Origin of the sequence: Janthinobacterium silvisoli (genome assembly GCF_014200725.1) — a bacterium.
Lineage (GTDB): Bacteria > Pseudomonadota > Gammaproteobacteria > Burkholderiales > Burkholderiaceae_D > Janthinobacterium.
Window position 1 is genome coordinate 1,122,825 of the sequence record NZ_JACHCL010000001.1, and the last position, 22,993, is coordinate 1,145,817.

16 protein-coding genes and 1 tRNA gene are annotated in these 22,993 nt (G+C 60.9%); 9 read left to right on the top strand and 8 right to left on the bottom strand.

The window, feature by feature from the left end:
- Genes HDE75_RS05095 through HDE75_RS05105 form a run of 3 tightly spaced genes read left to right on the top strand, consistent with a single transcriptional unit; the run spans position 1 to position 2,098 of the window.
- The gene (locus tag HDE75_RS05095; RefSeq protein WP_183675929.1) at positions 1–771 is read left to right on the top strand and encodes a PIG-L deacetylase family protein; all 771 of its coding nucleotides are present in this window, start codon (positions 1–3) and stop codon (positions 769–771) included.
- Complete coding sequence (locus HDE75_RS05100; protein ID WP_260173687.1) at positions 768–1,412, top strand: class I SAM-dependent methyltransferase; 645 nt, start codon at positions 768–770, stop codon at positions 1,410–1,412. Before HDE75_RS05095 ends, HDE75_RS05100 begins: the two co-directional genes overlap by 4 nt.
- Positions 1,409–2,098: a glycosyltransferase family 2 protein gene (locus HDE75_RS05105; protein WP_183675928.1), complete on the top strand. Its 690-nt coding sequence runs from the start codon at positions 1,409–1,411 to the stop codon at positions 2,096–2,098. The genes HDE75_RS05100 and HDE75_RS05105 overlap by 4 nt, the downstream gene beginning before the upstream one ends.
- A gap of 22 nt (positions 2,099–2,120) precedes the next feature.
- Here HDE75_RS05105 and HDE75_RS05110 read toward each other — a convergent pair whose 3' ends face one another.
- Both HDE75_RS05110 and HDE75_RS05115 read right to left on the bottom strand, forming a co-directional pair.
- Positions 2,121–4,133, bottom strand: coding sequence for a S9 family peptidase (locus HDE75_RS05110; protein WP_183675927.1), 2,013 nt, complete (start codon positions 4,131–4,133; stop codon positions 2,121–2,123).
- Positions 4,134–4,298: 165 nt separating this feature from the next.
- Positions 4,299–4,946, bottom strand: coding sequence for a DUF3011 domain-containing protein (locus HDE75_RS05115; RefSeq protein WP_183675926.1), 648 nt, complete (start codon positions 4,944–4,946; stop codon positions 4,299–4,301).
- A gap of 265 nt (positions 4,947–5,211) precedes the next feature.
- On the opposite strand from HDE75_RS05115, the gene HDE75_RS05120 reads away from it, so the two are divergent.
- Both HDE75_RS05120 and HDE75_RS05125 read left to right on the top strand, forming a co-directional pair.
- The gene (locus tag HDE75_RS05120) at positions 5,212–5,595 is read left to right on the top strand and encodes a type II toxin-antitoxin system HicB family antitoxin (protein WP_183676632.1); all 384 of its coding nucleotides are present in this window, start codon (positions 5,212–5,214) and stop codon (positions 5,593–5,595) included.
- Positions 5,596–5,806: 211 nt separating this feature from the next.
- A complete protein-coding gene (locus HDE75_RS05125; protein ID WP_311735067.1) occupies positions 5,807–6,085 on the top strand; it encodes a hypothetical protein in 279 nt (92 codons plus the stop codon).
- A 75-nt stretch (positions 6,086–6,160) separates the two neighbouring features.
- Here the strand turns inward: HDE75_RS05125 and HDE75_RS05130 are convergent.
- The 5 genes from HDE75_RS05130 to HDE75_RS05150 all read right to left on the bottom strand — a co-directional run bounded on the left by HDE75_RS05130 (position 6,161) and on the right by HDE75_RS05150 (position 12,853).
- Positions 6,161–6,237, bottom strand: a tRNA-Pro gene (locus HDE75_RS05130).
- 101 nt (positions 6,238–6,338) lie between these two features.
- A complete protein-coding gene (locus HDE75_RS05135) occupies positions 6,339–6,953 on the bottom strand; it encodes a TetR/AcrR family transcriptional regulator (RefSeq protein WP_183675925.1) in 615 nt (204 codons plus the stop codon).
- A gap of 64 nt (positions 6,954–7,017) precedes the next feature.
- On the bottom strand, positions 7,018–8,466 hold the full coding sequence (gene adeC, locus HDE75_RS05140) for an AdeC/AdeK/OprM family multidrug efflux complex outer membrane factor (protein WP_183675924.1): 1,449 nt from the start codon (positions 8,464–8,466) through the stop codon (positions 7,018–7,020).
- Position 8,467: 1 nt separating this feature from the next.
- Positions 8,468–11,623, bottom strand: coding sequence for an efflux RND transporter permease subunit (locus HDE75_RS05145; RefSeq protein ID WP_183675923.1), 3,156 nt, complete (start codon positions 11,621–11,623; stop codon positions 8,468–8,470).
- 15 nt (positions 11,624–11,638) lie between these two features.
- The gene (locus tag HDE75_RS05150) at positions 11,639–12,853 is read right to left on the bottom strand and encodes an efflux RND transporter periplasmic adaptor subunit (protein ID WP_183676630.1); all 1,215 of its coding nucleotides are present in this window, start codon (positions 12,851–12,853) and stop codon (positions 11,639–11,641) included.
- Between the two features lie 421 nt (positions 12,854–13,274).
- Between HDE75_RS05150 and HDE75_RS05155 the strand changes: the two genes are divergently transcribed.
- Both HDE75_RS05155 and HDE75_RS05160 read left to right on the top strand, forming a co-directional pair.
- Positions 13,275–14,804, top strand: coding sequence for an ATPase domain-containing protein (locus HDE75_RS05155; protein ID WP_183675922.1), 1,530 nt, complete (start codon positions 13,275–13,277; stop codon positions 14,802–14,804).
- An 8-nt stretch (positions 14,805–14,812) separates the two neighbouring features.
- Positions 14,813–16,330, top strand: a complete 1,518-nt coding sequence (locus tag HDE75_RS05160) for a hybrid sensor histidine kinase/response regulator (RefSeq protein ID WP_183675921.1) — start codon at positions 14,813–14,815, stop codon at positions 16,328–16,330.
- 3 nt (positions 16,331–16,333) lie between these two features.
- Here HDE75_RS05160 and HDE75_RS05165 read toward each other — a convergent pair whose 3' ends face one another.
- On the bottom strand, positions 16,334–18,220 hold the full coding sequence (locus tag HDE75_RS05165) for an MFS transporter (protein WP_183675920.1): 1,887 nt from the start codon (positions 18,218–18,220) through the stop codon (positions 16,334–16,336).
- Positions 18,221–18,458: 238 nt separating this feature from the next.
- Between HDE75_RS05165 and HDE75_RS05170 the strand changes: the two genes are divergently transcribed.
- Together HDE75_RS05170 and HDE75_RS05175 are read left to right on the top strand one after the other, a co-directional pair.
- On the top strand, positions 18,459–21,563 hold the full coding sequence (locus HDE75_RS05170; RefSeq protein ID WP_260173689.1) for a DUF2339 domain-containing protein: 3,105 nt from the start codon (positions 18,459–18,461) through the stop codon (positions 21,561–21,563).
- Positions 21,560–22,987 (top strand): DUF3999 family protein, encoded by a 1,428-nt coding sequence (locus HDE75_RS05175; protein WP_183675919.1) that lies wholly within the window; start codon positions 21,560–21,562, stop codon positions 22,985–22,987. The genes HDE75_RS05170 and HDE75_RS05175 overlap by 4 nt, the downstream gene beginning before the upstream one ends.
- Positions 22,988–22,993 lie beyond the last annotated feature (6 nt).

A 22,993-nucleotide genomic window follows, 5' to 3' on the forward strand; every position in this document is an offset into this window, starting at 1 on the left:
ATGCACATCCCATTCCAGCCGCAAGAACGCCGCATCGAAGGCGTGGGCACCACCGACCAGCAGTGGCAAGCATGGCCGGGGCTAGCGCTCATCCCCACGATCACCGCGCATGCACTGGCGCCGCCAGGCAGGCGGGTGGTCATCGTCGCACCGCATCCCGATGATGAAGTCCTCGCCTGCGGCGGTTTGCTGCAATTGCTGGTGGCGCAAGGTAATTATATGGTGCTCGTTGCCGTCACCGACGGCGATGCCAGCCACCCCGGATCGACATTATGGCCGCCAGAACGCTTGCGCCGCATGCGCCCGCTGGAGTCGGCGCAATCCCTTGCGGCACTGGGCGTGGCATTCAACAATTGCGTGCGCATGCGCCTGCCGGACGGCGGCGTGACAGGGCAGCTCACGCGCTTGCGCACCCGCCTGGCGGAAATGCTGCATCCTGGCGACATCGTACTGACCACCTGGCGTCTCGATGGCCATCCAGACCATGAAGCCTGCGGCCTGGCTTGCGCTTTGGCCACCGCCGACAGCGGCGCCAGCTTGGTAGAAATGCCGGTCTGGACCTGGCACTGGGCCATCCCGGGCGATATACAAGTGCCGTGGCAGCGCGCACACCGCCTGCTGCTTCCCGACGCGGTGCTACGGCGCAAGCGCACGGCCCTTCACTGCTTTGCCAGCCAGATGCAGGCTGACACATCGACGGGACAGCCGCCCATCGTTGCCCCCCATGCGCTAGAGCGCCTGCTACATCCTTATGAGGTCTATTTTCTATGAACCCGTCTATCAACATGGATGAACAGCGCCGTGCTTATTTTGCGCGGTTGTACCACGACAGCGCCGACCCTTGGCAAGTTCGCCAACGCTGGTACGAGGAGCGCAAGCGCGCCCTGCTGCTGGCCTGCCTGCCGCAGCAACACTACCGTAACGCCTATGAGCCAGGTTGCGGCAATGGCGAATTGACCGCCGCGCTGGCGCAGCGCTGCGAACGCATGCTGGCGGCCGACATGTCGGAGCAAGCGCTGCAACTGGCGCAACGACGGCTGGCAGATGCCGGCCTGGGCGACAAGGTTCATTTTGAGCAGCATCGCTTGCCACAGGATTGGCCGCGCCAGGGCTTGGGTATAGAAAAATTCGACCTGATCGTGATCAGCGAGATCGCCTACTATCTGTCATCGGAAGAACTGGCGCAGGTGGCAGAGCAATGCGCCGCCAGCTTGGCTCACGGCGGCAGCATCGTGCTGTGCCACTGGCGAGCGCCATTTGTGCAACGGATGCAATCGACCGTATGCGTGCACGCCGCTTTTCAAAATATCGCCACCTTGCACCAGTTATTGCACCACGAAGAAGCGGATTTTTTGCTGGGCGTCTGGTCCAGCGATGCGCGCTCGGTGGCGCAGCGCGAAGGTTTCGCATGATAGGCGTCGTCATCCCAGCGCACAATGAAGAGGAGTATCTGGGTGCTTGCCTGGACGCCTTGCGTGCCGCCGCTACCTGCCCCCAGTTAGGCGGCGAAGTAGTCCACATCGTCATCGTACTCGACGCCTGCAGCGACCACTCGCAGCGCATCGTGATGTCGCACGCCATGCACACTGACCTGCGCTGGCGCCTGGACTGGATCGCTGTCGAGGACCGTAACGTGGGAGCAGCCCGCGCCGCTGGCGCTGCACTACTACTGGAACGCGGTGCACGCTGGCTCGCTTTCACCGATGCCGACACGCGCGTCTCGGCCGCCTGGCTCAGCACCCAACTGAGCCTGGATGCAGATGCCGTCTGCGGCTCGGTAGCCGTCGACGACTGGTCACCGCACCAGCAGCACGTCTTGGCCCTGCGCGAACACTTTGCCCGCACGTATAACGACGCCGACGGCCATCACCACATTCACGGTACCAACCTGGGCGTGCGTGCCAGCGCCTACGTGCGCGCCGGTGGTTTCGCACCGCTCGCCTGCAGCGAAGATGTGGCGCTGGTCGACGCGCTGGAGGCAAGCGGTGCGCACATCGTCTGGAGCGCAGCGCCCCGTGTCAACACCAGCGCCCGTCGCAATGCCAAAGCCAGAGGCGGCTTTGGCGACACCTTGTTGCAGATGGTGGAAAAGATGTAAATGCCAGCGCCGCCCCTGCCTGTCAGCGTATCGCTTCCTGCAAGCCCGGCGCAAATTCGGCGCCGTGCTTGACCTGCGCGGTGGACGCCTTGATGGTGCCGCCTATCGCTTCGGCGCGGCCAGCCAGGCATTTGCCGAGGAAGTTTTCTGCCACCGCATTGAAGGCGATGTTGTTCACGGGACGCGCAAAACCATGGCCTTCATCGGGGAACAGAACGTAGGTGACGGGGATATTTTTCGCCGCCATTTCAGCGACGATCTGGTCCGACTCGCGCACGTTCACGCGCGGGTCATTGGCGCCCTGGCCGATCAGCAAGGGCCGCTGGATATTGGCGGCAGAATTCAGCGGCGAACGTTCCTTCAACATTGCCCGGCCTTCTTCCGTGGTGGGGTCGCCCATGCGCTTGTAAAACTGCTGCTTGATCGATTCCCAGTACGGCGGTATGGTTTCGAGCAAGGTAAACAGGTTCGATGGACCGACGATGTCGACGCCGCAGGCAAACGTGGTCGGCGTGAACGCCATGCCGGCCAGGGTTGCGTAGCCGCCATACGAGCCGCCCATGATGGCGACCTTGTCAGCCGTGGTCACGCCGCTCTTGACGGCCCATTGCACGGCGTCGAGCAAGTCGTCGTGCATCTTGCGGCCCCACTGCAAATCGCCGGCCGAAATGAATTGTTTACCAAAGCCCGTCGACCCGCGGTAGTTCACCGACAGCACGGCATAACCACGGTTGGCCAGCCACTGGTGCGTGCTGTTGTAGCCGTAGCCGTCGCGCGCCCACGGGCCACCATGCACCAGCAGCACCAGCGGCACCGGTTTGCTGGCGTGCCCGCTTGCGTCAGCCTGCGACGCTTGCGGCAAGGTAAGGTAGGACACCAGGGTCAGGCCATCGCGCGCCTTGATCTCTTGCGGATACATGGGCACCAGCGGCGCGCCTTCCAGCTCGGGCCGCGTCACATATAACTGCGTCAGGTGTTTGGCCTTGCGCTCGTACAGCCAGGCAGATGGCGGCGCAGTCACGCTATCGACCGCCACCAGCCATTTATCGTCGGCATCCGTGCGCGACACCACGCTGAACTGCCCCTTGGTATTCTTCTTCAGGAATTCCAGATCGCCTTTCACGTCATTCGACAGCGGCACGTATTCCTGCTGCAGATAATTGACGCTATACGCCTGCACGCGGCCCGTGCGCTGGTCGTACAGTGCGTTCGCAATATCGGCGCGCGCATCTTCGGCCACCACGGTAGTCTTGCCACTGGCCACGTCCTGCGCCAGCAGGGCCGAGGTATTACGGCCGCGCGAATCGGTCCAGTACAAGGTCTTGCCATCGGTGGTGAACGTCAGCGGCGCGGTGGTTTGCGAATCGTCCAGGCCGATGTCGGCCAGCGGCGTGCTCTCGACCTTGCCGCCTTTGACACGGAAATAGGTAGCGCCGCCATCGCTGCGTGGTTTGCTCGCCAGGCGCAGGTTCAACTGTTCATCGGCCAGATAGCCGCCGTAACCGTCATTCTGCTGCACCAGGGTCAGCTTGCCGCTGGCCAGGTCCAGGCTATACACATCATGCCAGCGCGGATCGCGGTTATTGATGCCGATCAAAATGCGGTCCTTGACCTTGCTGCTGATCTGCACGATCTGCACGCGGGTCTTTTCAAACGGCGTGTAATTGATCTGCTTGCCGCTGACCACGTTCACGCCATACAGCAAGAAGTTTTCATCGCCGCCCTTGTCCTGGATAAACAGCAAGGTCTTCGAATCAGGCGACCAGAAGCTGCCCCGTATCGGCCGCACTTTTTCATCCGTCAGCGCACGCGCCTTCGACAGATCGCTGGCCGGCGCCACCCACACATTGAGCACCCCATCGCGCGGCGCGATCCAGGACAGCCACTTGCCATCCGGGCTGATCCTGCCGCCGGACTTGCTGGGATTACCAAAAATCTTCGCCCGCTCGATCAGCGGAACATCGTTGGCAGGAGATTGCGCGTAGGCCGGCAGGACGCTGGCGAACAAGAGTGCAGGCAGGGCATAACGTAGCATGGACACCTCATGGTAAGTAGATGAAGGAAAACATGGCAATCTTGCATTGCCAGACCATGATAGACGAAAAAACAATGGCTACGCCATTTACAGTGACAGGTTGCAGGAAGCGGGGAGCGAACGGCGAAATCGGCGGAATGAAATGCCGGATGCGCCCCGTCTTCCTTACCGCCCGCTGCCCTGGCGTTCGAAGCGCAACTGGCGCGAGGTATCCGACTGGTCCGTGGCCAGAAATCCATCGGCCTGCGGCTCGATGCGAAAGCGTGAGTTGCCAATGAACATGGCGTTATCCTGCAAGCTACCCGATTGCACTTCACCGCGGCTGTAGGTTGACAGCCGGCCATCTGCCTGCACCGTGAGTTTCACGATGGCCTTTTGACGGCTATCGAAAGCGGAAAACTCGCCCGCATTCCAGCGCTGCACTTCGCGCGGCGGCGATGGCTGATTCTCTTGCTGCGCCTTGTTATTGGCATTGGCGGCCATCGCGGCGATGACGGCCAGGCCGACCACGCCCACCGCAATCGCGGCTTTCTTCTCGCTGTCCTTGTCGCGCCCCACCCGGAATTGAGCGGAACAGCCACGGTCTACCCACACGCCCCGGTTTTCATAACCCCAGCTACGCCCTTCCCGGCATTGATTGACGGAAAACTCGCGGATCAGCTTTACTTCCCCATCCGTATCAGCGCGGCAAAAATTGTAGCGCCCGCGCTCACTCTCGCAATTGACCTTATCCGACGCCATCGCAGGAAACGGCACCCATGCCATGGCAACGATCAGCACACTGCTGACCGAACGACGCAATACAGTATTCATAAAAATCCAGGTAGTTGACGCCAGAACTCGGCTTGTGCCCGGAGAATACCATAACGGTTTTATTTCTACCACTATGGTATATTTAAATTCTTGGTGGTCGCAATCAGTCATCGACTTGGAAGGTCCAAACTCAGGATTTGCTCGAAAGCGGCATGCCAGCAATGTTGTGCAGGCACGCCTTGAACCCGCCAGCCATCGCGTTAAAATGAACTTCGTACATACAACCCTCAGGCCATTGGAACAAGCCCGTAAAGTGAGGCCACACATGTTCTATCCTCTCTACGTATGGATGGAAGCCAACAGCCCCTATGGCGCTACGTTTCCCGACCTGCCGGGCGTCAACACCGCCGCCGCCGATCTGCATGACCTCAACAAGGCCGCCCAGGAAGCCGTCGAAACGATGTATGAAGGAGAAGCAAATATTCCTGCTGCATCCGACATTGGAAAATGGATGAGCGATCCTGATTACGCCGATGGTTTCTGGATGTTGGTGGATATCGACCTGTCGAAAGTCCACACCAAGCCGGTACGCTTGAATATCTCCTTGCCGGAAAGCCTGCTGCGGGAGATCGACCGGTACGCCAAATCCCGTCACCTCACATGCTCAGGATTTTTGGCGCAGGCGGCCATGAAGGCGATGGCGGAATAGCGCGCTGACGGCAAGCGGTGAATTAAGGGAATGGAATGCTTGTCGCAAGCCTGGATGGTTTGCACTCTGGCGCTCAAGGGAGCGGCTGAGATAGCCCGCAATTTTCGCACCCGATCCCGATGGCGGCTATGTCGTCACCTTCCGCGATATTCCTGAAGCCATCGTCCAGGGCGATGATGAAGCCGAGGCGCGTGATGGCCTGGTCAGTGCTATGGATTTTTATTTTGAAGACCGCCGGCTGGTGCCACGCCCTTCCGTGGCCTTGCCCAGTGAGCGCCTGATCAGCCTGCCGGCCAGTATCAGCGCCAAGGTGTTGCTGCTCAATGAAGTGGTCGCGCAAGCGATCCGGCCAGCGGAACTGGCGCGGCGGATGGCGGTGACGCCGCAAGAAGTCACGCGGCTGCTAGATTTAACGCACATCACCAGGATCGACGCCATCGAAGCGGCGCTGCGCGCGCTGGGCCGTGAGTTGCAAGTGGTCGCGGCATAAGATAAGCCCCATCAAAAGAACACCCGCAAAAAGAAAAAGGCCAATCCGAAGATTGGCCTTTTTCCCTGAATCTAATGGTCGGGGCGAGAAGATTCGAACTTCCGACCCCATGCACCCCATGCATGTACGCTACCAGGCTGCGCTACGCCCCGACGAGGTAGGAATTATAGCAGAGGCTTTTGGGTTTTTGCCATGCTTTGCGCAGGATTCATTTCGATCTGCGCAAAGTTTGTTTCTGCTGCTAATCGAGTGCCTATTCGCCCAGCAGCAAGGCGGCGGCGGCGATGCGAAAGCCCTCGACCATCGGGCCGGTGTTGACATCGGGATTGTGCAACACGCGCAGGGGCAAGCCCTGGTACATGGAGATCAGGGCGTTCAAGCGCCCTTCCAGCATTTCATCGCCGGCAGGCAAGCCGCGCTTGATGCGGGCGGCGCGCACGATGTCCAGGAACAGCTGGCGCGAGCGGCGGTCCGCACAGCGCAGCATGGTGGCAATCGCCGGGTTGCGCGATGCTTCGGAGAATATCTCCAGCGGCATCACCCAGGTTTTCGGGTCCATGCTTTCCAGCACGTGTTCGTATGCATTGTCGATCACTGCCTGCAGCGGGTCTTCCTGTTGCGCCAGGTCCTGCATCAGGTTCGAGACACGCTCCATATTCTGCATGACGAAGGCGGCGATGATTGCATCCTTGCTGTCGAAGTAGTTATAGATGTGGCCCGCGCTCATGCCGGCGGCCTTGGAGATTTCGGCCATGCTTGCGCCGTGGAAGCCGCGGCGGCTGAAGCAGCTTTCGGCTGCATCGAGCACTTGCTTGCGCCGCGTGTTGGCGCGCTCGGGATCCGGATGCTTCTTTTCAACTTGGTTCATGACTTTTCCAGTAGCGCGCCGGCCCTGCCCTTGCGGGCAAGACCGGCGTCGGCGTCCTCCTTGGTTATTGGACTCCGCCAGCCGCCGCGACGACTGTCTGCTCAGGCTGCCACCCACCACCCAGCACCTTGTACAAGGTGACCAGGTTAGTCGACTTGGCCAGACGCGCCGTGATCAGGCTTTGCTGCGCCGCATACAGCGCGCGCTGGGCCACCAGGGCGTTCAGGTAGGTATCGGCGCCCTGCTTGTAGCGCGCGTCATGGATGGTGTAGCTCTTGGTGGACGCGTCGACCAGCGCTTGCTGCGATTGCAAACGATCATCGATAGTGCCACGCTGCGCCAGCGCATCGGACACTTCACGGAAGGCCACCTGGATGGCTTTTTCGTATTGCGCCACGGAGATTTCACGCTGCACCTTGGCGATATCGAGGTTGGCGCGGTTCACGCCGCCATCGAAGATCGGCAAGCTGATCTGCGGGATGAAACTCCAGCTGCCGCTGCCGCCCTTGAACAGGCCCGACAGATTGCTGCTGAGCGAACCCGCCGTCGCCGTCAGCGAAATACGAGGGAAGAACGCTGCGCGCGCCGCGCCGATATTGGCGTTGGCGGCACGCAGGGTGCGTTCTGCTTCGAGCACGTCAGGACGGCGCTGCAGCACATCGGACGGTACGCCCGATGGAATCTCGGTCAGGTTCGCCACCTGGCCAAACTCGCCTTGCGGCAGCAGTTCGGCGGGCACGGTGCTGCCAACCAGCAAGGTCAGCGCGTTTTGATCGAGCGCCACCTGGCTGGTGTAGACAGCCACGTCGGAACGGGCCGATTCCACGCTGGTCTGGGCGTCATACTTGTCCAGGCCAGACGCGGCGCCCGCATCGAAGCGGCGCACGGCCAGGTCATACGAAGCTTGCTGGCTCTTCAGGGTGTCTTGCGCCACCAGCAAACGCTGCTGGTCGGCCACCAGGTTCAGATACGCGCTGGCAACGTCGGACACCAGGCTGATCTGCTGAGCGCGGCGTGCTTCTTCCGTGCCCAGATATTGCTCCAGCGCGCTGTCGGACAGGCTGCGCACGCGGCCGAAGAAGTCCAGCTCGTAAGCCGAGACACCCAGGTTGGCCGTGTACTGGCGCGTGATCGAAGCTTCGTCGTTCGGGCTGGCGTTGCGCGGAATGCGGGTCGCCGTCTGGCCGCCCGAAGCGGACAGGGTCGGTATCAGCGCGGCGCGCTCGATGCCGTAGGTGGCGCGCGCCTTCTCGATATTCAGGATCGAGACGCGCAGGTCGCGGTTATTCGCCAGCGCCAGTTCCAGTACCTGGCGCAAGCGCGCGTCGGCAAAGAAATCGCGCCAGGCGATGTCGGCCACCGGCTTGGCGTCAGCCGCCGCCGTGTCGGCCTTGTAAGACGGGCCGGTCGGCCAGCCTGCGGGCGCCGGTGCTGCCGGGCGCTCGTAGGTGGGGGCCAGGCTGCAGCCAGCCAAAAAGGCCAGCGCCGCCATGGAGAGTAGCGTTTTTTTCATGTTAATGCGCATCCTTAGAAAGCGTGACGGCAGGCGAAGCAGGCGCAGCTGGCTTCTCGTTTTTCGAGAAGAAACCGCGCACCAGCACGAAGAACACCGGCACGAAGAAGATACCGAGGAAGGTTGCCGACAGCATCCCGCCCAGCACGCCGATACCGATGGCGTTCTGGCTACCCGAACCTGCACCGCTGGAAATTGCCAGTGGCAACACGCCCAGACCGAAAGCGATCGAGGTCATCAGAATCGGACGCAGACGCAAACGCACCGCGTGCAAGGTGGCGTCCAGCAAGGACATCCCCGAATCCTGCATTTCCTTGGCAAATTCAACGATCAGAATCGCATTCTTCGCCGACAGGCCGACCACGGTCAGCAAGCCAACCTGGAAGTAGACGTCGTTCGACAGGCCGAACAGCGAGGTGCCGACAACGGCGCCGATCACGCCCAGCGGTACTACCAGCAGCACCGAGAATGGAATCGACCAGCTTTCATACAGCGCAGCCAGGCACAGGAACACGATCAGCAGCGACAGCGCATACAGCTGCGGCGTTTGCGAACCGGATTCGCGCTCTTCCAGCGAGACGCCAGTCCAGCTGAAGCCGATGCCAGGCGGCAGTTGGGCGACCATTTTTTCCATCGCATCCATCGCGGCGCCGGTACTTTGGCCCGGTGCCGGCGTACCCAGGATTTCGACCGAGGACAAGCCGTTGTAGCGTTCCAGGCGTGGCGAAGCGTAGATCCACTTGCCGGTGGCAAAGGCCGAGAATGGCACCATGTCGCCAGTAGCATTGCGCACGAACCACTTGTTCAAGTCTTCCGGCTGCATGCGCGAATCAGGCTGACCCTGTATGTAGACCTTCTTCACACGGCCGCGGTCGAGGAAGTCGTTCACGTAAGCACTACCCCAGCCTACGCTGAGCACGCGGTTGACATCGGCGATCTGCAAGCCCAAAGCGGTGGCCTTTTGCTGGTCGATATCGATCTTGTATTGCGGCGTATCTTCCTGGCCATTTGGACGCACGCCCACCATCACCGGGTTTTGTGCCGCCATGCCCAGCAACTGGTTACGCGCAGCGATCAGCGCATCGTGGCCCAGGCCTGCTTCATCTTGCAGCTGCAAGTCGAAACCGGTGGCGTTACCCAGTTCCAGCACGGCTGGCGGGGCAAACGTAAACACCAGCGCATCCTTGATCTGCAGCAGCTTGCCCATGGCGCGACCAGCCACGGCAGGCGACTTCAGGTTCTTGTCGGTACGCAGTTTCCAGTCTTTCAGGCGCACGAAGGCGATACCCGTGTTCTGGCCATTACCACCGAAGCTGAAGCCGGCTACGGAGAATACCGAAGCGACCGCATCTTTTTCATCGTTCAGGAAGTGGTTTTCCACTTGCTTGATCACGCCCAGGGTGCGTTCTTGCGTAGCACCGGTCGGCAACTGGATTTGCGTAAACAGAATGCCCTGGTCTTCTTCCGGCAGGAAGGAGGTTGGCAAGCGCAGGAAGACGAATACCAGGCCGGCCAACAGCAGTACATACAGCAGCATAGAACGGGCGCGGTGGTTGATCATGCTGCCAACCAGGCCTTGGTACTTGTTGCTGCTGCTTTCGAAACTACGGTTGAACCAGCCGAAGAAACCCGTGTTCGAGACGTGATGGCCTTTTTCTACCGGCTTGAGCAAGGTGGCGCACAACGCTGGCGTAAAGACCAGCGCGACGATCACCGACAAGACCATCGACGACACAATCGTAATCGAGAACTGGCGGTAAATCACACCGGTCGAACCGCTGAAGAACGCCATCGGCACAAACACGGCCGACAGCACCATGGCGATACCGACCAGCGCGCCCGTGATCTGCGTCATGGACTTGCGCGTCGCTTCCAGCGGCGACAATCCCTCTTCGCTCATCACCCGCTCGACGTTTTCCACCACCACGATCGCATCGTCCACCAGCAAGCCGATCGCCAGCACCATAGCGAACATGGTCAGGGTGTTGATCGAATAACCAAACGCATTGAGGATACCGAAAGTACCGAGCAGCACCACGGGCACGGCCAGGGTCGGGATCAGGGTCGCGCGGAAATTCTGCAGGAACAGATACATCACCAGGAACACCAGCACGATCGCTTCGGCCAGGGTCTTGACGACTTCTTCGATCGACAGCTTGACGAAAGGCGTGGTATCGAATGCCACCTGGTAGCTCATGCCTTCAGGGAATTGCTTGCCCAGCTCGCTCAGCATGGCCTTGGCGGCGTTAGCCGTATCGAGCGCATTGGCGCCGGTGGCCAGCTTGATCGCCACACCGGTTGCCGCATGGCCGTTGTAACGGGCCACGGTATTGTAGTTTTCGCGGCCCAGTTCCATACGCGCCACGTCCTTCAGGTACACCATCGCGCCGTCGGTCGTGGTTTTCAGCAAGATCGCGCCGAACTGTTCCACCGTTTGCAAACGGCTTTGCGCTGAAACGGTGGCATTGAGCTGCTGGCCCTTGACCGATGGCGTGCCACCGAGTTCACCGGCCGACACTTCCGTGTTTTGCGCCTGCACGGCCGTGATGACATCGCCAGGAGTCAGGTTGAAGCTTTGCAGCTTGGCCGGATCGAGCCAGATACGCATGGCGTACTGCGAACCGAACAAGGTCACGTCGCCCACACCCGGTACGCGGCTCAAAGGATCGACGACGTTGGCGGCCACATAGTCGCTCAAGTCAGTCTGGTCCATCTTGCCGTTTTCGGAAATGAAGCCGAACACCATCAAGAAGTTCTTGGTAGCTTTCGATACCACCAGACCCTGTTGCGTGACAGCGGCAGGCAGCAGTGGCGTCGCCAGCTGCAGCTTGTTCTGTACTTGCACCTGAGCAATATCAGGATTGGTGCTGTTGGTAAACGTCAGGGTGATGGTGATGCCACCGGTCGAGTCGCTCGACGACGCCATGTAGCGCAAGCCATCGATACCCTTCATCTTTTGTTCGATGACCTGGGTGACTGCATCTTCAACGGTCTTGGCAGAAGCGCCAGGGTAGGAGCCAGCGATGGAAATCGAAGGCGGCGCAATACTAGGGTATTGCGCGATCGGCAAGCCGAGGATCGACAGCACGCCGCCAAGCATGATGACGATCGCGACCACCCAGGCGAAAATCGGGCGGTCAATGAAAAAACGGGCCATTAATATTCTCCTGAATTAGTGGGCGCTGGCGGCCGAGGCGGCTGCCGATGCCGATGCGGCTGCTCCAGGCGCGGCGGGAGCCTGGGCCGGCACGGCGACAGCAGGTGCGCCCGGCTTGATTTTTTGCAAGCCTTCGACGATCACGCGGTCGCCAGCAGCCAGGCCAGACGTCACCAGCCAGTTGTCGCCGACGGTGCCGCCGGTCACCAGCACGCGCTGCTCGACTTTGCCTTCCTTGTTCAGGATCATGGCGGTCGCTTCACCTTTTTGATTACGCGTCACGCCCACTTGTGGCACGGTGATGGCGCTGTCGTTGACGCCCGTTTCCAGCTGCGCACGCACGTACATGCCTGGCAGCAAATCGCCTTTTGGATTCGGGAACAGCGCGCGCAGCACCACGTTGCCGGTGGTCGGATCGACCGTCACGCCGGCAAACTGCAGCTTGCCCGGCTCGCTGTACTTGCTGCCGTCTGGCAACAGCAGGCTGACCTTGGCCTGGCCATCGCCGGCTTTCTTCAGGCTGCCGTCGGCCAATTGGCGCTTCAGGCGCAGCAAATCGGTGCTGGACTGGGTTACGTCGACATAGATCGGGTCGAGCTGCTGCACGGTGGTCAGGGCATTGGCCTGGCCAGCCGTGACCAGCGCGCCGGCCGTCACGGTCGAAGTGCTGGTGCGGCCGCTGATCGGCGCCGTCACAGTGCTGTATTTCAGGTTGATGTTGGCTGTTTCCAGCGCCGCCGTTGCCGACTCGACGTCTGCCTTGGCTTGCTCGAAGGCAGCCACTGCATCGTCGTAATCCTGGCGGCTCACGCCTTCGATGGCGACCAGTTCCTTGTAGCGGGCCGCTTTCGGGCCAGCCGTCAGCAAGTTGGCCTTGGCTTTGGACAAGGCCGCCTTGGCCGAATTGTAGGATGCCTGGAAAGTAGCAGGATCGATCTGGTACAGGGCCGCGCCTGCTTTGACATCGCTGCCTTCGACAAACAAACGTTTTTGGATCAAGCCGCCCACTTGCGGACGCACATCGGCGACCTGGTAGGCATTGGTACGACCGGGCAAATCGACCGTCATCGGCAACGCGGCCGGATTAACAGTAAACACGACCACCTGCGGCGCTTGCTGCGCGTGCGGTGCTTCCTGTTTTTTACTGCAGCCGGCCATGATTACAGTGGCACACAGAACGGCAATAGCGCCGCTCGTACGCGGCGACGTCAAGGAAAAGGTTGGTTGCATCATGGACTTTCTGAAAGAGAAGCAGGCTAGTGTCGTTAGAAATGGATAAATTTATTAACGCAGATCAAAGAATGAACGATCATTCTAAAATCGTCAAGGGTCGTTACAATTGATACATAGTAACTTTTTATACGATTAAATTATCAAAGATGTAATATAAAGAGCAAAAGAACAGTACGGTCGCAGCAGCCGGATCAGACAACTGACAGGCGACGGCAAAAGGAGTGACGCGGAATAGTGGCTTGAATGAATACTGTAGCAGGGTAAGAGTTTCTTTGCAGAACGTGGTGATATGTGCGCAACACTAACGGCCGCCCCCCCCCCTTATTCGGCATAATTATTTACCAATGGTATCGAAAAGGCACTGTAGAACATGTGCGCTACTATGGTTGTCCGATGCGAGACCAGGCAGGGGCGCCACATGACCGCAATAGCACAGGACAGCACGCCACCACCGCAGGGCCAGGGGGCGCCAGCCTTGCCGGCGCTCCCCTTGTCGCCCTTGCTATCGACCGGCGTAGCGGGCCTCGATGCCGTGCTCACTGGCGGCCTGCTGGCCGAGCGCCTGTATCTGGTCGAAGGCATCCCCGGCACAGGCAAGACCACCCTGGGCCTGCAATTTTTGGCCGAAGGTACGCGTCTGGGCGAAGCCGTGCTATATATCGCACTGGCCGAGTCCGAACTGGAATTGCGCGCCGCCGCCCTCTCGCATGGCTGGAATCTGGCTGGTATCGCCATCGAGGAAATCTCGTCCAACGATGACATCCTCGATCCGGAACGCCAATACACGATTTTTCATCCGTCCGAGATCGAACTGGCCTCCACCAACCAGCGCATCGTGGCAGCCATCGAAAAACACCAGCCTACACGGCTGGTACTCGATTCACTTTCGGAATTGCAGTTGCTGGCTGAAAGCCCGCTGCGCTACCGGCGCCAGGTGGTGGCACTTAAGCAATATCTGGCGAGCAAGCATTGCACCAGCATCCTGATCGATGACCGTTCTGCCTTCGATGATGGCTTGCAAGTGCGCAGCGTGGCCCATGGCGTGCTCTCGCTGGAATTGCACAATCAGGATTATGGCAATGACCGGCGCCGCCTGCGCGTGGTGAAATACCGCGGCGTGTCGTTTCGCGGCGGCGCGCACGATTACAAGATCGCCTACGGCGGCCTGGTGGTGTATCCGCGCCTGATGGCGGCCGATACCCGGCACGATAGCGGCCATCGCCACCTGCCCAGCGGTGTGCCCGAGCTCGACGACATGACGGGCGGCGGCCTGGAAGAAGGCATGAGCACCCTCATTTCCGGCCCGGCCGGCAGCGGCAAGTCCACCTTGGCGGCGCAATTCGTGCATGCGGCCACTGCGCGTGGTGAAACGTGCGCCATGTTCCTGTTCGAGGAAACGCGCAATAATCTGCTGAACCGGGCCGACAGCGTGGGCATGCGCCTGAACGAGGCCTTGTCCACCGGCTTGCTGAGCGCACAGCAAGTCGATCCGGCCGAACTGGCGCCGGGAGAGTTCGCCCATGCCGTGGTCGAAGCCGCCGACCGGGGCGCCAAAATCATCGTCATCGATAGCCTGAATGGCTATATGCATGCGGTGCCCGATGAACGCTTCCAGAATACCTATCTGCATGAACTACTTAACTATCTGAGCCAGCGCGGCGTGGCCACCCTGCTGGTCGGCGTGCAGCCTAATATACTGGGCACGACCTTGACTACCTCGTCCGACGCAAGTTATCTTGCCGACAACGTCATCATGCTGCGCTACTATGAAACGGAGGGCGAGGTGCGGCAAGCCATTTCGGTGTTCAAGAAACGCGCCAGTGCGCATGAACGCAGCATACGCCGCTTCGAAATTGATAGGCAAGGCATACGCATTGGTCCTGTGCTGGCCGGTTTTCACGGCATATTGTCGGGCCTGCCCACGGCTGGACAGACGCCATCGCCCTAGGGCAAGCCATGGAAGAACGCATCCTGATCTACGCGCCGGCCGGCCAGGACGCCATTCTGGCCAGCCAGGTATTGGCCAGCGGCGCGATGCACAGCCACGCCTGTCATTCAGCTGGCGAGCTGGCCGAACAACTGGCGCTGGGCGCAGGCGGCGTGCTGACGGTCGATGAAGCGCTGAATCGGGGCGCGTACCAGGTGCTCGATGAGTATGCGCACCAGCAAGCAGACTGGTCCGACCTGCCCATCATCCTGCTGACCCGCTCCGGGCAGGATTCATTGCCGCTGCGCCAGGCGATTGCCACCCTGGGCAACCTGACCTTGCTGGAGCGCCCGGTACACGTGCTGACCCTGATCACCTCGGCGCACGCCATGCTGCGCGCGCGCCAGCGCCAGTACCAGGTACGCGAAGCGCAGCAGCGCAAAGACCAATTTCTCGCCAGCCTGGGCCACGAACTGCGCAATCCGCTGGCGCCCATCAAGAGCTCGGCAGCCTTGCTCGGCCATCTGTATCCGGACTCGGAACAGGTGGCCAAGGTGCGGGGCATGATCGAGCGCCAGGTGACGCACCTGACACGGCTGGTGGATGACTTGCTCGACGTGGCGCGCATCAACACGGGCAAGATCGAATTGCAACGCAAGGATTTCACACTGGAACAGATGCTCGGCCATGTGCTGGAATTGTGCCAGCCAGCCGCCAGCGAGCAGCACATCGGCATCAGCCAGGACTTGCCACCGTACACCGTCATGCTGCACGCCGACTACGCGCGCGTGGTGCAGATCTTTGCCAACATCGTGACGAACGCGGTAAAATTTACGCCGCCAGGTGGGCATATCCATCTCGCTGCGCAGATGGAGGGCAAGCAATTGCTCGTCAGCATAGAAGATAACGGCATCGGCCTGGAGCCGGGCGCCATTGACCGTATCTTTTGCATGTTCGAACAAAGCCGCACTCTCGAAGGCCAGCTGACCAGCGGCCTGGGCATCGGCCTCAGCCTGTCGCGCCAGTTTGCCGAAATGCATGGCGGCACCGTCAACGTCACGAGCGACGGCCCCGGCCATGGCAGCCGCTTCCTGGTCACCTTGCCGGCCAGCAAGGCCGAAACAGCGGATGCCGCAGTGCCCGCCGTTTCATCGGGAGCGCCAGAGGCGCCAGCCGCACATGTGCTGGTGGTGGACGACAACCACGACGCAGCCGATTCACTGCTGGCGCTGTTCCATCTGGAAGGCTACGCCGCCAGCGCCGCCTACGATGGTGAACAGGCGCTGGCAGCCGTCGAGCAAACCTGGCCGCAACTGATCTTGATGGACCTGGGCATGCCAGGCATGGATGGGTATGCAGCAGCGCAACGCATACGCCAGCAGGCGCGCGGGCGCGACGTGCTGATGATCGCGCTCACCGGCTGGGGCCAGGAAGACGCCCGCCAGCGCACGGCACAAGCGGGATTCGACCATCATGTGACCAAGCCGGTCGACTTTGACGCTATCGCCGCCCTGTTCCGCCGGCATCTGGCGGAAACCAGGGCATGACGTTTATTTCCATTTGCCGCGCAATTCCTGCACGCGCTGCTGCAGCAATTCCGGCGTCGCCTCTTCCGGCGGCACGGGTACGCCCACGGCCAGCGACAGGCGCGAGCGCAAGCCTGCCTTGAAAGCCCGCTCAAACAAGTGACCATTGCGGTGGCTCAATAAATGTCCCCACAAGCCGCGCAGCGCCAGCGGAATCACGGGCACTTTCGTGCGCGCCAGGATCTTGGCGATGCCGCCCTTGAACTCGCTGATCTGGCCCGTGCGCGTCAACTTGCCTTCCGGGAAGATGCAAACCAGCTCGCCCTCATGCAGCGCCTGCGCGATATCAATGAACGCTTTTTCCATCAGGAAAGGATCTTCCTTGGCTGGCGCGATCGGTATCGCCTTGGCGGTGCGGAAGATCCAGCCCAGCAATGGCGTCTTGAAAATCCGGTGATCCATCACGAAACGGATTGGGCGCGGGCTGGCCGCCATGATGACGATGGCATCCACATAACTGACATGGTTGCACACCAGCACGGCCGCACCTTCCGCAGGAATCCGTTGACCATCGACCACTTTCACCCTGTGCACAGTTTGTATCAGTATCCACGACAGGAAGCGCATCAGGAATTCCGGCACCAGCGAGAAGATGTAGGCGGCCACCAGGGCATTCAGGATGGCGGTAATCAGGAACAATTGCGGTATCGTAAAACCTTTACCCAGCAGCACGATCGCCACGCCGGCCGCCGCCACCATGAACAGGGCATTCAAAATATTCATGCCGGCAATGGTGCGCGAAATGTGTTTTGGATCACAACGGGTCTGTATCAGCGCAAACAAGGGCACGATAAAAAAGCCGCCGAACACGCCGATCATGACGATGTCGATCAGGATACGCGGCACGCCGGCCTGCGCGATAAAGCCCAGCGCATCGACCACTTGCGTATTCGCATAGGCATTGCTGGCGAAAAACAAATCGATACCAAACAGCGACAAGCCGATGGAGCCGAACGGCACCAGACCAATCTCGATCTTGTGGCCCGACAAGCGCTCGCACAACAGGGAACCGGCGCCGATGCCGACCGAAAACACGGTCAGCAGCAAGACGAACACACTATGGTCGCCATGCAAAAAGTCCTTTGAATACACGGGGAATTGCGCCAAGATCAGGGCGCCATAAAACCAGAACCAGGAGTTGCCCAGCATGGCCAGGAAGACGGGACGGTTCTTGCGTGAAAAACTCAGGTTACGGAACGATTCGGCAACGAAATTGACGCTGATCTTCAGTTCCGGCTCGGGCGCAGGCGTGCGCGGCACGCGGTAGCTGGCGATCAGGCCCAGTACAGATACGATGATCGTTGCGCCAGCCACCAGCTCCACCCCCAGCGGTTTGTGCACGATCAATACGGCGCCCAGTATCTCGCCCAGCAAGATGCCGACAAAGGTGCCCATCTCGATCAGGCCATTGCCGCCGACCAATTCCTCGGGTTTCAGTTGCTGCGGCAGATACGCATATTTGACGGGGCCGAACAGGGTCGAATGCACGCCCATGCCCACCACGGCCGCCACCAGCAGCCACAGGGTGTGCGTCATCCAGCCGGCGGCGGCCACCGCCATGATAGCCAGCTCCATCCATTTCACGAAACGCGCCAGGCCCGCTTTTTCAAACTTGTCGGCCAGCTGGCCCGCCGTGGCTGAAAACACGACGTAGGGCAAGATGAACAGGCCGGGGATCAGATTGGTGATGGTGGACGGGTCCAGCGTCGTCCAGCTCAGCGCATCGTAGGCGAGTATCACCATCAAGGCCGTCTTGAACAGATTGTCGTTGAAGGCGCCAAAGAACTGGGTCCAGAAAAATGGCCCGAAACGGCGCTGTGACAATAAGGAAAACTGGCTTTGCTGACTCATGGTAGGCAATGGGCGATGAAGGAATGGCTAAAATACAGCACTATCCTGCGCACGACAATCTGAATGTCACTGGATTGCTTATCATCAATACACAATTCTGCGCGCCGCCCCATGCTGGCCACTACTCTGTCTGATGGCTATCTAGCGGCTTCGCCATTGATTCCTCAGCCATAGTACAGAGTACCCCTACTTTCAGCGTGTCCTCCTGTCACGCCCGTACCGCGAGGAAATTCTATCCATGGCCAACCTCATTCTGATAGCCGTATTACTGGCGGGCGCGCTCAGCACTGCTTTTATCGTATCCATACTGGCCTATATGAATACCATCACGCTGGAGGAGGCCAACAGACAATTGCGCAAGGAAATCAATAGCGTGCAGCAACGTTTGCAGGCGCTGGAACGCAGTCCTGCGACAACTATTGAAGCTCCCGAGGTTGCACTTGCCAAAGCTGCGCCTGCGGCAGCGCCCATCCAGCCAGCTGTCATGGTCAAGACCGAGACCGTCAAAGCAGTGCCTGCGCCGCCTGCGCCCAAGCCAGCACCCACCCTGCCCGATACCCCGGCCTGGGTCGTTCAAACCGATGCGCTGCTTGCCAACGCCAAAACCTGGCTGCTGACGGGCAACCTGGTAGCCAAGCTGGGCTTGCTTATTCTGTTTCTGGGCGTCAGTTTCTTGCTCAAGTACGTATCAGCGCAAGTCACCTTGCCCATCGAATTGCGGCTGACTGGCATCGCGCTGTTTGACATCGCCCTGCTGGCCTGGGCCTGGCGCATCCGTATCAGCCGTTCCGGCATCAGCCTGCCGTTGCAAGGCACCACGCTGGCGATACTGATGCTGATAGCCTTTAGCGCCTTCCGCCTGTACGAACTGATGCCTGCCAGCCTGGCTTTTGCCCTGCTATTCGTGCTGACCGCCTTGACCTGTCTGCTGGCCGTGCTGCAAAACGCCGTCTGGCTGGCCGTGTTCGGCATCGTCGGCGGTTTCGCCGTACCGCTGCTGGTGTCTAGCGGCAGCGGCAACCATATCGGCCTGTTCAGTTATTACGCGCTGCTCAATGCAGGCGTACTGGCGATTGCTTTGCAACGTGCCTGGCGCGTCTTGAATGTGCTGAGCTTTGGCTTTACTTTTGCCGTCGCCACCAGCTGGGGCTTGCTGCGTTACACGCCAGACAATTATCTGTCGGCGCAGTTGTTCCTGATCCTTTACGTGGTGTTTTATATCGGCATCGCGATTGCCTACTGCGCGCGCCAGGCGCCGCGTTTGAAACATTATGTGGATGGCACGCTGGTGTTCGGTACGCCGCTGGCCGCGATGGGCTTGCAGTTCGGCCTGGTACAGCAGTTTAGCTTCGGCCTGGCTTTTTCCGCGCTGATCGCCGGCCTGTTCTACACCGGCCTGGCCGTGACGCTGTGGCGGCGCGACAATTTCAGGCTGCTGGCCGAAGCCTTCCTCGCGCTGGGCATCGTCTTCGGCACACTGGCCATCCCGTTTGCGCTCGATGGCCGCTGGACCTCGGCTGCCTGGGCGCTGGAAGGCGCGGGCATTGTCTGGGTCGGCTTGCGCCAGCGCCAGACGCTGGCCTGGGCTTTTGGTCTGCTGGTGCAGCTAGCCGCCTGGATTTCTTTCCTGGTCGCCATGATGGGACTCGATGCGGCTGCGACCCTGCAAGCCCATCTATGGCTGGGCTGCTTGCTGCTATCCGCCGCCGCAATGGTGATGGCGCTCAGTTTCCGCCGCCACGGCAGTCCCCTGCATCCAGACCTGATGCCCAACCTGGCCGTCATGTTCCTGCTCGCCGCCACCGCCTGGCTGCTGGGTGGTATCTGGAATGAAATCCTGCGGCGCACAGATGCGGCAACGCAATTGAATCTGCTGACACTCAGCGGCCTGGGCGTGGCCGCCCTGCTGGCCTGGCTGGCGCAGCGCCTGCAATGGCAAGCCGCGCGCGCCCTGCTGCTGGCGGTGCAGGTGCTGGCCGGTTTGATGTTGCTCAGCCGCGCCAGCTGGGCCTGGGACCAGCATCCCGCCAGCCTGTTCGACGGTTCCTTCCTCAGCGCCCTGCTGCTGGGCGCCGCCGCCTTTGCCAGCGCCTGGTTCACGCAGCGCCAGGCACGCCAGGGCGATGACGTGGCCGCCCTGGCGACGCGGCCGCTGCTGCAATGGAGCGCCATCCTGTGGTTTGCCGCCATCCTCGTGCCGCTCACCAGCTGGCTGCTGCAGCTGATCGATGGCAAGCTGCCACTCCAGGCGCAATCGGGCGAACACTGGCTGGCCCTGTACGTCATCGCCGTAGCGATCACCACACCCGCGTTTGCGCTGCTGGCCCAACGCCTGGCCTGGCCGGCGCTGCGCTGGTTAGCCATCGCCGCCTGGCTGGTGCTGGGCTTGTGGAGCATCAACCTGTTGCTGGAACTGTCCATGCGCAGTTATCTGCCCACCGGCCTGTCGTGGCTGGCCCTGGCTTGTGTCCTGGCGGCGGGTGAATATCTGCTGTTGACCTGGCAGCGTGCCGGCTGGCATCTCGACCTACGCACCTTGCGCCTGCTGCATACGATCAGGATGGCCGCGCCCTGGCTGATGCTGTGGCCGGTGGGTTACTTATATGTCAGCGCGTGGCTGGCGCCGCACGAAGGCAGTGTCAGCAACGCCTGGGCCCGCTATTTGCCAGCCTGGGCCATGATGCTGGCGCTGGCCTGGCTGATACGCCGCTGCCGCCTGGGCGGCTGGCCGGTGGCGCCGATTGCCGGATGGTATCAACGCACTCTGATTCCGCTGGCAGCGATCTGGTCGCTGCTGTTAATTGCTACATGGAATATTTTCGACGATGGCGCCATGGCGCCGCTACCGTATCTGCCACTGCTCAATCCGCTGGACTTGAGCAGCGGCTTCGCCATGCTGCTGGCGCTTGCCACTTACCGCTTGCTGCCGGCCCGGTGGCAGCCGCGCCTGCCCCTGGTCGCCGCCTGCTTCGTCTATGGCTGGTTCAACCTGATGCTGCTGCGCACGGTGTCGCATTATCTGGGCGTGCCCTATGAATTTAACGCCATGCTGGGCTCGCAATTCGTGCAAGCCATGCTGTCCCTGGTCTGGAGCATCACGGCCCTGCTGCTGATGCGCCACGCGGCGCACCGGCAACGGCGCCAGCAATGGAGCCTGGGGGCCGTGCTGCTGGCGCTGGTCGTCGTCAAGCTATTTACCTTCGACCTGTCGAACGTGGGCGGCATCGAGCGCATCGTGTCGTTTGTCGGCGTGGGCTTGCTGATGCTGCTGATCGGCTATCTGGCGCCTTTCCCCAAGGCCAACACGCATGTGCCAGCCGAACCGGACCTGGGAGCCGCATGAAAACCGTACTCTTTTTCTGCAGCTTGCTGATAGCGGGCGCCGCGTCTGCAGCATCGCAAGACCAGCCGCAAGACTACGGCTGGAGCATCGTGCTCACGCCGCAAGCTGGCGCCGGCTTGAGCCGCATGAGCTTGCCCACCGATGTGTATCTGCACGCGCGCTCAGCCAGCCTGGACGACGTGCGCCTGTTCGATAACAACGGCAAGCCCCTGGCTTTTGCCATTACCGCGCCGCCCGTGCAATCGCGCACGCAGCGCGACAGCATTCCGGTCAACATTTTTCCGGTGGTCGGGACGCAAGTCTCTCACAGCAATCTCGATGGCTTCGATATCCATACCGGCAATGATGGCCGATTGCTATCGGTCAGCTCGCGCGAAGGCACGGCGCCTGGCATGGCATCGCGCTTGCAGGCGCTGGTGCTCGATGCCGGCAAGCAAAGCAAAGATGGCCGCATCAACGCCCTGCGCTTTACCTTGCCGCATGACACCGACAACTACAACGCACAAGTACTGCTGGAAGTGAGCGATGACTTGAAACAGTGGGACGCGATTGCCACCACCACCCTGAACTGGCTGCGCAACAGCGACGCGCAAACCCTGGCGAACGACCGCATCGACTTTGCGCCGCGCAGCTTCCGCTATGCCCGCCTGAGCTGGCAGTATGGTGAGCCCATCGCCTTCGCCGCCATCGACGCACAGCAGCTGAGCCAGACGGCGATCGCCGCGCCGCGCGCCTCGATTGCGCTGCAGGGCACGGCCGGCAAGAGCGGCGGCGAACGCCTGTATGCCACACCGATTGCCATACCGGCCGATAGCATCAGCTTGCAGCTAGACGACAGCAACACCGTCATGCCCGTGACCCTGGGCGTCTATCACGCGGTAAATGCAGAGCCACGGCACAGGCTGCGGCTGAGGTCACGGACAACAACAGGCAGCTACTTCGAGCCACTGCTGAACACCACCTTTTATCGCATCAATGTCGATGGCAAGGAGAAAATCTCGGGTGAACTATCCATGCCGGTGGTGCAGACGGCGCAATGGGTATTGCGTCCGCAAATAGAAAGCGCCACGGTCATGAACCGCAAATCGATGTTGCATCTGGGCTGGACACCTGCCCAGCTGGTCTTCCTGGCCAGCGGCAAGCCGCCGTATCAGCTGGTCTTCGGCAAACAGGGCGCCAGTGCGGCGGCGCTGCCGCTGTCGCAGGTGGCGCCCGGTTTCAAGCCGGAAGAGTTGCTGGCCTTGCCGACGGTTACCCCAGGCCAGCTGGTAGCGCTGAACGGTACTGCGCCCGTGCAAAAAACGCCGGACGGCGCAGGCCTGCGCCTGGCCGCCCTGTGGGCCGCCTTGCTGCTGGGCGTGGCCGTGCTGGGATTTTTTGCCTGGCGTTTGCTGACGCAAATCCGGCAAGAGCCCAGGGTGTAAGGCCGC

Excerpts from the sequence above, each read along its gene's own strand:
- HDE75_RS05095 (WP_183675929.1), top strand. The coding sequence starts at position 1 with ATGCACATCCCATTCCAGCCGCAAGAACGCCGCATCGAAGGCGTGGGC.
- HDE75_RS05100 (WP_260173687.1), top strand. The coding sequence starts at position 768 with ATGAACCCGTCTATCAACATGGATGAACAGCGCCGTGCTTATTTTGCG.
- HDE75_RS05105 (WP_183675928.1), top strand. The coding sequence starts at position 1,409 with ATGATAGGCGTCGTCATCCCAGCGCACAATGAAGAGGAGTATCTGGGT.
- HDE75_RS05110 (WP_183675927.1), bottom strand. The coding sequence starts at position 4,133 with ATGCTACGTTATGCCCTGCCTGCACTCTTGTTCGCCAGCGTCCTGCCG.
- HDE75_RS05115 (WP_183675926.1), bottom strand. The coding sequence starts at position 4,946 with ATGAATACTGTATTGCGTCGTTCGGTCAGCAGTGTGCTGATCGTTGCC.
- HDE75_RS05120 (WP_183676632.1), top strand. The coding sequence starts at position 5,212 with ATGTTCTATCCTCTCTACGTATGGATGGAAGCCAACAGCCCCTATGGC.
- HDE75_RS05125 (WP_311735067.1), top strand. The coding sequence starts at position 5,807 with ATGGATTTTTATTTTGAAGACCGCCGGCTGGTGCCACGCCCTTCCGTG.
- HDE75_RS05135 (WP_183675925.1), bottom strand. The coding sequence starts at position 6,953 with ATGAACCAAGTTGAAAAGAAGCATCCGGATCCCGAGCGCGCCAACACG.
- adeC (WP_183675924.1), bottom strand. The coding sequence starts at position 8,466 with ATGAAAAAAACGCTACTCTCCATGGCGGCGCTGGCCTTTTTGGCTGGC.
- HDE75_RS05145 (WP_183675923.1), bottom strand. The coding sequence starts at position 11,623 with ATGGCCCGTTTTTTCATTGACCGCCCGATTTTCGCCTGGGTGGTCGCG.
- HDE75_RS05150 (WP_183676630.1), bottom strand. The coding sequence starts at position 12,853 with ATGCAACCAACCTTTTCCTTGACGTCGCCGCGTACGAGCGGCGCTATT.
- HDE75_RS05155 (WP_183675922.1), top strand. The coding sequence starts at position 13,275 with ATGACCGCAATAGCACAGGACAGCACGCCACCACCGCAGGGCCAGGGG.
- HDE75_RS05160 (WP_183675921.1), top strand. The coding sequence starts at position 14,813 with ATGGAAGAACGCATCCTGATCTACGCGCCGGCCGGCCAGGACGCCATT.
- HDE75_RS05165 (WP_183675920.1), bottom strand. The coding sequence starts at position 18,220 with ATGAGTCAGCAAAGCCAGTTTTCCTTATTGTCACAGCGCCGTTTCGGG.
- HDE75_RS05170 (WP_260173689.1), top strand. The coding sequence starts at position 18,459 with ATGGCCAACCTCATTCTGATAGCCGTATTACTGGCGGGCGCGCTCAGC.
- HDE75_RS05175 (WP_183675919.1), top strand. The coding sequence starts at position 21,560 with ATGAAAACCGTACTCTTTTTCTGCAGCTTGCTGATAGCGGGCGCCGCG.